The 13121-nt window shown below is 63.4% G+C and carries 9 protein-coding genes; 8 read left to right on the top strand and 1 reads right to left on the bottom strand.

Going from position 1 to position 13121, the window contains the following annotated elements:
- Positions 1-114 precede the first annotated feature (114 nt).
- The 5 genes from ACQUQO_RS11235 to ACQUQO_RS11215 all read left to right on the top strand — a co-directional run bounded on the left by ACQUQO_RS11235 (position 115) and on the right by ACQUQO_RS11215 (position 8487).
- Positions 115-2187: a PrkA family serine protein kinase gene (locus tag ACQUQO_RS11235; protein WP_435078107.1), complete on the top strand. Its 2073-nt coding sequence runs from the start codon at positions 115-117 to the stop codon at positions 2185-2187.
- Positions 2184-4469 carry a PrkA family serine protein kinase gene (locus tag ACQUQO_RS11230; protein ID WP_435078106.1) on the top strand — a complete coding sequence of 762 codons (2286 nt, stop codon included), beginning with the start codon at positions 2184-2186 and terminating at the stop codon, positions 4467-4469. The genes ACQUQO_RS11235 and ACQUQO_RS11230 overlap by 4 nt, the downstream gene beginning before the upstream one ends.
- Positions 4460-5770, top strand: a complete 1311-nt coding sequence (locus tag ACQUQO_RS11225; protein ID WP_435078105.1) for a YeaH/YhbH family protein — start codon at positions 4460-4462, stop codon at positions 5768-5770. Before ACQUQO_RS11230 ends, ACQUQO_RS11225 begins: the two co-directional genes overlap by 10 nt.
- Positions 5763-7754 (top strand): SpoVR family protein, encoded by a 1992-nt coding sequence (locus ACQUQO_RS11220; RefSeq protein WP_435078104.1) that lies wholly within the window; start codon positions 5763-5765, stop codon positions 7752-7754. Before ACQUQO_RS11225 ends, ACQUQO_RS11220 begins: the two co-directional genes overlap by 8 nt.
- 85 nt (positions 7755-7839) lie before the next feature.
- Positions 7840-8487, top strand: a complete 648-nt coding sequence (locus tag ACQUQO_RS11215) for a helix-turn-helix domain-containing protein (RefSeq protein ID WP_435078103.1) — start codon at positions 7840-7842, stop codon at positions 8485-8487.
- 20 nt (positions 8488-8507) lie between these two features.
- On the opposite strand, the gene ACQUQO_RS11210 is transcribed toward ACQUQO_RS11215, so the two are convergent.
- Positions 8508-10106 carry a long-chain-fatty-acid--CoA ligase gene (locus tag ACQUQO_RS11210; RefSeq protein WP_435078102.1) on the bottom strand — a complete coding sequence of 533 codons (1599 nt, stop codon included), beginning with the start codon at positions 10104-10106 and terminating at the stop codon, positions 8508-8510.
- A 171-nt stretch (positions 10107-10277) separates the two neighbouring features.
- On the opposite strand from ACQUQO_RS11210, the gene ACQUQO_RS11205 reads away from it, so the two are divergent.
- The 3 genes from ACQUQO_RS11205 (at position 10278) to ACQUQO_RS11195 (ending at position 13051) form a co-directional block, all read left to right on the top strand.
- The gene (locus ACQUQO_RS11205) at positions 10278-10427 is read left to right on the top strand and encodes a hypothetical protein (RefSeq protein ID WP_435078100.1); all 150 of its coding nucleotides are present in this window, start codon (positions 10278-10280) and stop codon (positions 10425-10427) included.
- Positions 10428-10470: 43 nt separating this feature from the next.
- Complete coding sequence (locus ACQUQO_RS11200; protein ID WP_435078099.1) at positions 10471-11592, top strand: pyridoxal phosphate-dependent aminotransferase; 1122 nt, start codon at positions 10471-10473, stop codon at positions 11590-11592.
- A gap of 298 nt (positions 11593-11890) precedes the next feature.
- Positions 11891-13051: a PstS family phosphate ABC transporter substrate-binding protein gene (locus ACQUQO_RS11195; protein WP_435078098.1), complete on the top strand. Its 1161-nt coding sequence runs from the start codon at positions 11891-11893 to the stop codon at positions 13049-13051.
- Positions 13052-13121: the final 70 nt, after the last annotated feature.

Below are 13121 nucleotides of genomic sequence, written 5' to 3'. Positions count from 1 at the left end.
CGTGCTCTCCAGTACGGCCCGCCGATATCGACCGCCGCCCGCGACCGAAACGGATGACCACCCACGACGACCCCGACCGGCGCGACAGCGGGGTCCCGTGAGAGAGATACAACAATGTCAGGCGACACCAACACGCTCGAAGCGCTCAGCGAGGAGTACCGTGCATCGATCCCGACCGACCTCCGCACGGCCCGCACGTTCCAGTGGTATCTGGACGAACTCCGCGAGGAGCCAGCGATTGCCCGCAACGCCCACCAGCGCGTCGCGGACATGTTCGACTTCTATGGCTCTGAGTACGACGAGGAGACCGGCGTCGTCGAGTACCACCTCGCCTCCGAGGACCCGCTCGACGATGGCGAGAACACCTTCTACGGTCGGGAGATACACGCGGCCATCCACGAGTTCGTCAACAAGGCCAAGTCCGGCGCGCGCGGGCTGGGTCCCGAACGACGCATCAAGCTCCTCCTCGGACCGGTCGGCTCCGGGAAGTCGGATTTCGACCGGCAGGTGCGGAAATACTTCGAGGACTATACGATGCGCGAGGACGGGCGGATGTACACCTTCCGCTGGACGAATCTCGGCGACGTGATCGCCGACCAGGACCCGGCCGACGACGTGGTGCGCAGCCCGATGAATCAGGACCCGCTCGTCCTGCTGCCGCTCGACCAGCGCAAACGGGTTCTCGAAGAGCTGAACGAGCGCCTCGATGCGCCCTACACCATCCAGAACGAGCAATCGCCCGATCCCGCAAGCGAGTTCTACATGGATTCCCTATTGGGGTACTACGACGACGACCTCCAGCAGGTGCTCGAAAACCACGTCGAGGTGGTTCGCCTGACCGCCGACGAGAACAAGCGCCAAGCCATCGAGACCTTCGAGCCGAAGGACAAGAAAAATCAGGACGAGACCGAACTCACCGGTGACGTCAATTACTCGAAGATTGCGGTGTATGGCGAGAGCGACCCCCGCGCATTCGATTATTCGGGGGCGTTCTGTAACGCGAACCGAGGAATCTTCTCCGGCGAGGAGTTGCTGAAACTCCAGCGGGAATTTCTCTATGACTTCCTGCACGCGACCCAGGAGATGACCATCAAGCCGAAGAGCAACCCCCGGATGGACATCGACCAAGTCATCGTCGGGCGGACGAACATGCCCGAGTACAAGGAGAAGAAGGGCGACGAGAAGATGGAGGCGTTCAACGATAGGACCAAGCGGATCGACTTTCCCTACGTTCTCCAGTACGACGAGGAGGCGAACATCTACCGGAAGATGCTCGCAAACGCCGACGTGCCCGACATCCACGTCGAGCCGCATACTTTGGAGATGGCCGGTCTCTTCGGCGTGCTCACACGCATCGAGGAACCCGATTCGGGGACCGTGGACTTACTCCAGAAGGCGAAAGCATACAACGGCGAAATCGACGAGACCGAGGACGTCGACGTGAAGAAGTTGCGCGAGGAGGCCACTGAAACGGCCGAAATCGGCGAGGGAATGGAAGGGGTGAGTCCACGGTTCATCGGCGACGAGATTTCGGAGGCCATCATGGACTCGATGCACAGAGAGCGGGGCTTCCTCTCGGCGCTGACGACGTTCAACCACTTGGAGGGGAACCTCGAAAATCACGGCTCGATTGCCGCCGAGGTCTTCGACACCTACTACCGGTATCTCGAACTCGTCCGCGAGGAGTACCGCGAGCGTGCCATCGAGGACGTCCGGCACGCACTGGCCTACGACTTGGACGAAATCCAGCGCCAAGGCGAGAAGTACATGGACCACGTGATGGCCTACATCGACGACGACACCGTCGAGGACGAACTCACCGGGCGCGAGCAGGGTCCCGACGAGACGTTCCTCCGTTCGGTCGAGGAGAAGCTCGACGTGCCCGAGGACAGGAAGGACGACTTCCGTCAGGAAGTGTCGAACTGGGTGTCGCGCCGCGCGCGCGAGGGTGAGGCGTTCGACCCGCAGGACAACGACCGCCTGCGGCGGGCCTTGGAGCGCAAGCTCTGGGAGGACAAGAAACACAACATCAACTTCTCGGCGCTCGTTTCGTCGGGGGAGATGGACGACGAGGAGCGCAGCGCGTGGATCGACGCCCTCCGTGAGCAGGGCTACTCCCGTGGTGGAGCCAAGGAGGTGCTCGAATTCGCCGGCGCTGAAGTCGCAAAGGAAGAGCTAGAAGAATGAGCGACAGCACGGGCGAGGAGTACGTCACCGCAGCCGACCGCGCGCTCGAAGCGACCTACGAGGAGCCGATGAGCCTCGCCGAATACGTGGATACGGCGCTATCGCAGCCTCGGATCGCCGCCCACGCCGCGAAGTATCTCGTCGCCGCCATCGAGGCCGCGGGAACCAGAACCGTCATCGAGGAGGGCGAGGAGACCGAGCGCTATCGCTTCTTCGACGACCCGCACAACGAGGGCGAGCACGCCATCTTGGGCAATACCGAAATCCTGAACGCGTTCGTGGATGACTTGCGCTCGATTGCCGCAAAGCGGGGCAAGGACGAGAAAATCATTTGGCTTGCCGGTCCCACCGCGACGGGGAAATCCGAACTCAAGCGCTGTCTCATCAACGGCCTGCGGGAGTTCTCGAAGACCGACGCGGGCCGGCGCTATACGGTGGAGTGGAACGTCGCCGGCATCGGCGAAGCCCCCGGACTGACCTACGGCGGCGAGTACCGCGACGACGAGGACGACTGGTATCAAAGCCCCGTCCAATCGCATCCGCTGACCGTCTTCCCGCCGGAGGTGCGTGCGGACGTCCTTGCGGCGCTCAACGAGCGCTCTGACGACCACATCCCGATTGCCGTGGAGGGTCGCCTCGACCCCTTCTGTCGGGAGGCCTACGACTACCTCGAAGAGCGCTACCGCCGGGAGGGGGTTCGGGACCTGTTTTCGGCAGTCACGGACAGGCGACATCTCCGGGTGAAGAACTACGTCGTCGACGTCGGGCAGGGCATCGGCGTGTTGCATTCCGAAGACGACGGCTCGCCCAAAGAGCGCCTCGTCGGCTCGTGGATGGCGGGGATGGTGCGCGAACTCGATTCGCGGGGGCGAAAGAACCCACAGGCGTTCAGTTACGACGGCGTGCTCTCGCAGGGCAACGGACTCCTCACGATTGTCGAGGACGCCGCCCAGCACGCCGACCTCCTCCGGAAGCTCTTGAACGTGCCCGACGAGGGGTCGGTAAAACTCGACAAGGGCATCGGGATGGACGTCGATACGCAGATGGTCATCATCTCGAATCCCGATCTGGAGGCGCAGTTGAACCAGCACGCCGAGCGCAACGCCGACGACCCGTTGAAGGCGCTCAAGCGCCGCCTCGACAGGCGGGAGTTCGAGTATCTCACGAACGTCTCGCTCGAAGCCGAGTTGATTCGGCGCGAGCTCACTAACGAGACCGAAATCTGGCGCGCCGAGAGCTACGAGGCACTCGAAGAGCAGATCGCCGAACCGGTCGCGGTAGCGGTGGGCACTGGCGGCGACGTCACCGAGGTCGAACTCGCCCCGCATGCGGTCGGGGCGGCCGCGCTCTACAGCGTCGTCACGCGGCTCGACGACACGGACCTCCCGACAGGGATGGACCTCGTGGACAAGGCGTTGCTGTTCGACCAAGGCTACCTTCAGCACGGTGACGAGCGCACCGAGCGCGAGGCGTACGACTTCGACGACGACAACGCCGACGGCGAGAGCGGCATTCCCGTCACCTATACTCGTGACGTGATCGCGGACCTGCTGTACGCAGAGCGCGAGCGCCATCATCCCGATTTACCGGTGGAGGACGTCATCATGCCACAGGACGTGCTGGACGCGATGGCGGCCGGACTGGCCGAGGCACCGGTGTTCTCGACGGGCGAGCGCGGCGAGTTCGAGAGCCGCGTCGTGCAGGTGAAAAACCAGCTGTTCGAGCGCCAGCGCGAGGACGTCCTCGAAGCGCTGCTGCACGACAAGCGCGTCGACGAGGCAACCGTCGCCGAGTACGTCAAGCACGTCTATGCGTGGGCAACGGATGAAAAAGTCGAGAACGACCGCGGCGAGCGCGAGGAGCCGGACCCGCTCGTGATGAAGGTCTTCGAGACCGAACACTTGGGGCGGTTCGGTCCCGAGAGCTACGACGGCAATCGGCCCTCGCCGGCGGTCAAACAGTTCCGCACGGAGAAGATCATCACTGCGCTGAACAGACATGCGTGGCACAGCCGCGACGAGGAGTTCCGCGCGAGCGACGTCGCGCTGACCGAAATCCCCGTCATCGACACGGTGTTGGGAAGCCACGACTGGGAGGACGTCCGGCGGGCCTACGAGGACTTCGACCCGCGCCAGTGGGAGGACCCGCCCAGCGGAACCGAAACGGCGCGGCTCAAGGCACAAACCATCGCAAAGATGGTCGAGCTGTTCGACTACAGCGAGGCGAGCGCCGAGTTGACCAGCCGGCACGTCATGGGGCAGGTGAGCTACCGATGGGACTGAGGGAGGACCTCGAACGCTACCGCGAAGTCGGCGAGGAGCGCCGCGAAGACCTCGCGGAGTTCATTCAGTACGGGGACCTCGGCGGCAGCGGGCCGGATTCGGTTCGCGTTCCCATCAAAATCATCGACCTACCGGGCTTCGAGTACGACAAGCGTGACCAAGGCGGCGTCGGACAGGGCGACGGCGACACGCCACAGCCGGGCCAACCAGTTGGAGAACCACAGCCGGGCGACGAGGATGGCGAGGCCGGCGAGGAGGGCGGTGAGCACGAATACTACGAGATGGACCCCGAGGAGTTCGCCCAAGAACTCGACGAACGCCTCGGACTCGACCTCGAACCCAAAGGGAAACAGGTAATCGAGGAGACCGAGGGCGATTACACCGACGTCAGCCGGACGGGTCCAAATAGCACGCTCGATTTCGAGCGGATGTTCAAGCAGGGACTGAAGCGGAAGCTGGCGATGGACTTCGACCGCGAGTACGTCCGCGAGGCGCTCAGGGTCGATGGCATGGGTCCCGAGAGCGTCTTCGAGTGGGCGCGCGGCAAGCACCTGTCCGTCTCGCGGGCGTGGCTCGACGACGAGTACGCGAAACTCACCCGCGAGGAGCGCACGCGCTGGCCGTCCATCGAGGCGATGGAAAAGAACGTCGAAGAGACCGATACCGCCGCCCGCATCCGCACGGAGGGTATCGACCACGTGCCCTTCCGCCGCGAGGACGAGCGCTATCGCTACCCCGAAATCATCGAGGAACACGAGAAGAACGTCGTCGTGGTCAACATCCGGGACGTCTCGGGGTCGATGCGCGAACAGAAACGCGAACTCGTCGAGCGCACCTTTACGCCGCTGGATTGGTATCTCACAGGGAAATACGACCACGCGGAGTTCGTCTACATCGCCCACGACGCCGAGGCGTGGGAAGTCGAGCGCGAGGAGTTCTTCGGCATTCGCTCCGGTGGTGGAACAAAAATATCGAGCGCGTACGAACTCGCGGCGGCGGTTCTCGACGAGGCGTACCCGTGGAGCGACTGGAACAGATATGTGTTCGCCGCGGGCGACTCAGAGAACTCCTCGAACGACACCGAAGAGCGGGTGATTCCGCTGATGGATGGAATCCCCGCGAATCTCCACGCCTACGTCGAGACCCAGCCCTCGGGCAACGCCATCAACGCGACCCACGCCGAGGAGGTCGAGCGCCACTTCCACGAAACCGACAACGTCGCCGTCGCGTACGTCAACGGGCCGGGTGACGTCGTGGGAGCCATCGAAACCATCCTGAACACCGAGGACGACAATGAATGACCGCATCAGCGCCCAGCGAGTGGCCGAAAGCCTCGAAGAGCCAGTCCGGGAAGCCGCAAACCTCGCCCGAAAGCTCGGACTCGACCCCTACCGGGTGAACTACTGGATAGTGGACTACGACGAGATGAACGAACTCATCGCCTACGACGGGTTTCAAACCCGCTATCCACACTGGCGCTGGGGGATGAAATACGACCGCCAGCAGAAACAGAACCAATTTCTGGGCGGGAAGGCCTTCGAAATCGTCAACAACGACGACCCCGCCCACGCCTTCCTCCAGGAGTCGAACTCGCTGGCCGACCAGAAGGCCGTCATCACCCACGTCGAGGCCCACGCCGATTTCTTCGCACACAACCAGTGGTTCGGGCTGTTCTCGGGAGAGGGGACGCCAAACGCGGCGGCGATGCTCGCTCGGCACGCCGACGCCATCGACGAATTCATGCGCGACCCGGACATCGACCGCGAGGCCGTCGAGCGCTGGATAGACACCATCCAGTGTCTCGAAACGAACATCGACCGCCACCGGACCTTCACGAGCGCGAGCGCCAACGAAAGCGAGGAGCGCGAACTCGACGACATCGCCGACCGGCTCGACGACCTCGACCTCGGGGCGGACGTCGTGAGCGAGGTCTTCGACGACGACTGGCTCGAAGCCCAGCGCGACGAGGAGGACTCGGAGATGATACCCGACGAGCCTGAGCCGGACCTGCTCGCCTTCTTCTTCCGTCACGGGATGGCCTACGACGAGGAGTCGGGCAAGGCCGTCGAGATGGAAGAATGGCAGCGAACGGTTCTCGAACTCCTCCGGCGGGAGGCCTACTACTTCGCCGCCCAGCGCATGACGAAGGTGATGAACGAGGGCTGGGCGGCCTACTGGGAGTCGATGATGATGGGCGAGGAGACCTTCGCCGGAACCGATGAGTTCCTGAGCTACGCCGACCATCAGGCCCGCGTGCTCGCCTCCCCGGGACTCAACCCCTACAAGCTCGGCAAGGAACTCTGGGAGTACATCGAGAACTCGGTCAATCGCCGCGAGGTCTGTGAACGACTCCTCCGCGTCGAGGGCGTCACGTGGCGCAACTTCCACGACGTGGTGGACTTCGAGCGGGTTCAGGCGGTTCTCGAACCCGATTCGATGGTCGATACGGTTTCGGGCGAGCGCCTCGCGGCGCTCGACGCCGACGACCCACGAATCGACGGCGAGGCGCTCGCGGCGGCGAAAGCGGGCGAGGTCGACGTTGAGCGCTACCCGTGGAAACTGTTGACGTACGAGGGAATGGCCGAACGCCACTACTCGCTGGCCAAACCGCAGAATCGGGGGTTCCTCCACCGGACGAGCCGCGAGGAACTCGAACGCATCTCCCGGTATCTCTTCGACGACTCGGAGTATGGAACCGTCGAAGAGGCGCTCGCCGATGTCGAGTACGCGGCGGGCTGGAATCGCCTCTTCGAGATTCGGGAGAGTCACAACGACGTGACCTTTCTCGACGAGTTCCTGACACAGGAGTTCGTCGACGACAACGACTACTTCACCTACGAGTACACCCAAGCCACCGGTGACTACCGGGCGACCTCGACGGACTACGAAGACGTGAAGAAGAAACTACTCTTGCAGTTCACGAACTTCGGCAAACCCACGATTACCGTCCACGACGGCAACTACGAAAACCGCAACGAACTGCTGTTGGGCCACCATTACAACGGCGTGATGCTCGACGTCGAGCAGGCACGACAGACCCTCGAACGAGTCTTCGACCTCTGGGGACGACCGGTGAACTTGAAGACCATCGTCAAGGAACTCGACGACCACGACCTCGAAGTCGCAAAGCGCCGCGAGCGCGAACCCGACCCCGACGAGCGCGGCAAACTCGTCCGCTACGACGGCGAGGACTTCTCCGTCGAGGACCTCCCGTGGAGCGAGGTCGAGGACATCGCCGCGACGGACGTCGATTACGACACCAAACCCGACGAGTGGCTGGCGTGAGGGCCCGGGAGCCGACGAACCTGTGCCATCCGAAAAGGCTATCGGCCGACCCGGTATCAGTAACCGTGATGATGGGGCGAGCGCAATGAGGTACTTCGAATTCACCATCAAACCCGACGACGGGGCGATTCACCCCGTCGACAAGGTCATCTTGGAGACGCCCGACGTCACGCGCGAGGCACTCGTCCACGTCAACGCGCTCGCCAACGGTACGGGCGTAATGCTCTACCGGCTCCGTGGCGACCCGGAGCAACTCGGAGCGCGCCTCGACGGTCACTCGAAACTGCTCTCGTGTTCGCCGGTCGCCGTCGAGGGCGAGACGTTTCACTTCTACGTCCACGTCGACCCGGGCCAGCCCGCCGGCCGACTGATGGCCGTCGCCCAGAAGTACGCTCTAATGATCGTCCCGCCGCTTCCGTTCGTCGAGGGTGGACTGCGCATCACCGTCGTCGGCACCCACGAGATGCTCCAGCAGGCCCTCGAAGAGCTGCCCGAGGAGACACACATCTCCGTCGAGCAGGTGGGCGAGTATTCGCCGGACGATAGAAACGTGCTCTCGTTGTTGACCGACCGCCAGCTCGAAGTGTTCGAGACCGCTGTTGAAGACGGCTACTACGACATCCCGCGGCGGGCGACCCACGAGGACATCGCCGACGACCTCGGCTGTGCGCCGAGTACGGTCGACGAACACCTCAGAAAGGCCGAATCGCGGATTCTCACGTCGCTGGTGTGAGCGAACACGCGGTCGTCGACTCAGCCCTGTCCGACGAGGCGCTCCTCGTCCTCCCAGTACTCCTCGCGGAGTTCGTATTTTTGAACCTTGCCGGTCGCCGTCTCGGGCAGGTCGTCGACGAACTCGACCGTTTTCGGGACCTTGTATCGTGCGAGATGCTCGCCGGCGAACTCCCTGACCTCCTCGCTCGTCAGCTCCGCGTCCGGCTTCTGGACGACCAACGCCGTCACCGCCTCGCCCCATTCGTCGCTCGGCGTCGGAATCACGGCCGCCTTGGCGATGTCGGGATGGTCGTAGAGGGTGTCCTCGACGGCGATGGACGAGACGTTCTCGCCGCCGGAGATGATGATGTCCTTTTCCCTATCTTGAATCGCCACCATCCCGTCCTCGTCCATCGTGGCGAGGTCCTCGGTGTGGAAATAGCCCGGCAGCTTGGCGTTGAACGCCTCCTCGGTGATGTCGGGCTTGTTCAGATACCTATCCATCACCTGATTGCCCTTGACGACGATTTCGCCGAGCGTCTCGCCGTCTCGGGGCACGTCGTCGCCGTCATCGTCGACGACCCGGACGTCGGTGGCGAGGGTTTCGCTGCCCTGTTTGACCTTGAGGTCGCGCCCGCGCTCGGCCAACCGGCGTGGCGAGTTCGAGGAGGTGATGAGCGGTGCGGTCTCGGTCAGTCCATACAGATGGATGACCCGCCAGCCGATGTCGTCCTCGATGCTCGACAGGGTGGCGGTCGCGGGTGCGCTGCCGGCGGTGGCGATGCGAACGTCGCGCTCGCCGGTCGTCACCACGTCGGGGTTCTCGTCGTAGTGGGCGATGAGGCGGTTCAACACCGTGGGCGCGCCACACATGTAGGAGACGTCGTGTGCGCGAACACGACGGAACGTCCCCTCGGCGTCGAACGTGCGCTGGCAGACGTGGGTCGCGCCCGTCCCGGTGATGGCGTAGGTGTGGCCCCAGCCGTTGCAGTGGAACATCGGCAGCGTCCAGAGGTAAGTGTCGTCGTCGCGAATCTCCTTGTGGTGGTTCAACACGAGCGCGTGCCAGTGTTCGGTTCTGTGGGTGCGGACGACGCCCTTCGGGTCGCCGGTCGTCCCCGAGGTGTAGTTGATGGAGGCGTCGTCGTCCTCCGCAATCTCGGGCCGGTCGGGCCAGTCGGTCGGTTGGGCCGCGAGCCACTCCTCGTAGTCTTCCCACTCGCCGTCGATAGCGTCGGCCTCGTAGCCGACGAAGGAGCCGGCCGGCACCGAATCGCGCACCGCCTCGACGTTCTCGGCGTAGTCGTAATCGGCGATGACCACGTCGGCTTCGCAGTCGTTCAAAATGTACTCGAAGTCGTCGGGCACCAGCAGGTAGTTCATCGGGACGAAGACGGCCCCGATCTGGTTCACCCCGTACAGCGTTTCGAGGAAGTAGTGGGTGTTCGGCGAGAGCAGTGCCACCCGGTCGCCCTGTTCGATGCCCATCCCGCGGAGGGCATGCGAGACCTGATTCACTCGCTCCGCGAACTCGCCGTAGGTGTATTCGGTGCCGTCGTGGGCGATGACCCCGGTGACGTCCGAATAGAGGTCGACCGCCCGGTCGAGGAAGTCGGTGGTTCGCATTGCTACCTTCATGAACTATCGGACATAGTTTGCGGGCGAGAACTAAGCCTTTTCGCCCCACTTTTTCGACGGGGCCTCGGCTCGCTCGCCGAGACGTCAGGAACGCAATCACACCGCAGTCGCGGGGCCGGCAGGCGCACGGCGAGCCACCGAGTATAACCGTCGGCGAGCGCTGGTATCGACATGGCAGACACCGACACCGCCGTCGAGACGTTTCTGGACCGCGCGGATGCGGTCTTCGAGGACTACGATAACGGCTACACCGACCCCGATGCGGCGCTGGCGACGCTCGAATCGCACGTCGACACGCTGCGCGACGAGGTCGAGTCGTAGCGAAACATGAACAGTTATCGCATCTCCGGTCACGGGTAGAGGTATGACCGACTTCTCGGACCGGGTCGAATCGGTCGCCATCAGCGGCATCCGCGAGGTGTTCGAGGCGGCCGACGGGGACGCCATCAACCTTGGCCTCGGCCAGCCCGACTTCCCGACGCCCGAACACGCCCGCGAGGCCGCCGTCGACGCCATCGAGAGCGGCGCGGCCGACGGCTACACCTCGAACGCCGGCATCCCTGACCTCCGCGCGGCAATCAGCGACAAACACGACCGGGACAACGACCTCGACATCGGCCCGGACGAAGTCATCGCCACCGCTGGCGGCAGCGAGGCGCTCCACCTCGTCATCGAGGCTCACGTGAGTACCGGTGAGGAGGTGGTCATTCCTGACCCCGGGTTCGTCTCCTATGCCGCGTTGACCCATCTCGCCGGCGGCGTCCCGAACCCAGTCGCACTCCGCGAGGATTTCACGATGGACCCGGAAACGGTCGAAGCCGCCATCACCGACGACACCGCGGCGTTCGTCGTCAACAGCCCCGCAAATCCGACGGGCGCGGTCCAGAGCGAAGAGGACATGCGCGAGTTCGCCCGCATCGCCGACGAGCACGACGTGCTCTGCATCTCGGATGAAGTCTACGAGCATATCGTCTTCGACGGCGAGCACCACTCGCCCATGAAGTTCGCCGACTCGGACAACGTCATCGTGGTCAACGCCTGTTCGAAGGCCTACTCGATGACCGGCTGGCGACTCGGCTGGGTCGCGGCCAGCGAGCGCCGCATCGACCGTATGCTCCGTATTCACCAGTACGTCCAGGCCTGTGCGAGCGCGCCCGCCCAGTACGCCGCCGCAGCCGCGCTCTCCGGTCCGCAGGACTCAGTGTGGGAGATGGTCGACGCCTTCGAGCAGCGCCGTGACGTTCTCCTCGACGGTCTCGCCGATGCCGGTCTCGATACGCCCACGCCCGAGGGAGCCTTCTACGCGATGCCCGACGTTCCCGAGGGCTGGGTCGACGAATGTCTCGACCGCGGCGTGGTCGTCGTTCCCGGCGGTGCCTTCGGCGATGGCGGCGAGGGTTACGCCCGCATCTCCTACGCGACGGGTATCGAAGAACTCAAAGACGCCATCGAAATCATGGACGAGGCCGCGAACGCGGTTCGCTGACGTCCGCTATCGGGTCTGAGGGGGCGGACGACGAACCAGATACGATTGCTCTCGATTGAGCGCGACAGAAAGCAACCACCGACGGCGAAGACGGCTCACACCCACCCGGATCCGTATCAATCCCGACACGGCACCTTCCCGTGTCGATCCGCACGCCCGCCTCGCTACCGAGCCACTGGAGGCCTATATAGCAAAAAGACGTATACTGCTCGAAATATATTGAAACTAGCAGCGACTATATAGCCAGTGGCGAATGACTCTGGTGATGACGTGCAAAACGACACGACGCCGTGTCCTGATGGGAGTCGGTGCCAGTACGACAATCGGGGTTGCCGGATGCTTAGGAGGAACCAGAGGGAGCGGCGGTAACAATAGCTCCGGGGACGGAAGCGCCGCCAGTGGGAGCAGTGGGAACAGCAACACCAGCGGCGGTGCCCAGCAGGCAGCCAGCGGGCCACTGACCGCCGACGGCTCCTCGACAGTCTATCCGATCACGAGCAACGGCGCGTCGGTCTGGAATTCGAACCCGCCGGCTGACGACAAAGAGTACTGGGGACCGAGCCAGTACGGTTTTCAGACCGACAAACGGATGGCGGACTTCTTCGCCGGCATCTACGGCTTCGAAGCCAGCGGCGGGAGCCAGCCGCCGTTTTCGGTCAACGTCGGCCTCAGCCACTCGGGCACCGGCATCGAGAAGTTGATGAACGGACAAGTGGACATCGGTAATTCGAGCGCGCCCGTCCAGGACGAACTCCCCGAACGGCAGAGCTACCAGAATTTCACCGACCACGTCGTCGGCGTCGATGGTCAACCAGTCGTCGTCAGCCAAGAAATCTACGACGCCGGCGTGACAAAACTCACCGGCGAACAGCTCAAAGCCATCTACAAAGGCGAGATCACCAACTGGTCGAACGTCGATGGCTACTCCGGCCCGAGCAAGGAGATACAGGCCATCTGTCGGGCCGAAGGCTCCGGGACGGACACGGCCTTCCGCGCGAACCTCTTCGGCAGTCCCAACGCCCCCATCAAATGCGATTCGCGCATCGGCCAGAACCAACAGGTCAGGACGACCGTCCAACAGAGCGACAACGCCATCGCCTACATGGCGCTCGCGTTCGTCGGCGGTCAAGTCCCCGCGGTCGCACTCGAACTCGACGGGACGACCTATAAGCTCGGGAAGAATCTCGGCGCGAAAGACTACCCGCTCTCGCGGGACTTGCACTGCTATACCTGGAGGGGGACCTCGAAAAAGGAAGCCGCGTTCATCAACATGCTACTCACCGAGTACGGCCAAAAACAGTTCGTCGAGGCGAACGACTACTTCAAACTCCCGCCGAACCGTCGCAAGGAACAGCGCAGCAAACTCCCCAAACCCGACCACCAAGTCAACTACGGCGCGAGCGGCAATTCGAGTAGTAGTGAGAATTCGAGCAGCGCCACGACTACTTCGATCAACTAATCCGGCTGCATCGGTCCATCAGCGACCGCTGTGACCGCCTTCACTCATATGGCATCCAACAATATCAGAA

Origin of the sequence: Halococcus sp. AFM35, from assembly GCF_051195015.1 — an archaeon.
In the GTDB taxonomy this organism is placed as follows: Archaea; Halobacteriota; Halobacteria; order Halobacteriales; family Halococcaceae; genus Halococcus.
This window is presented reverse-complemented; position numbering and strand designations above follow the sequence as displayed.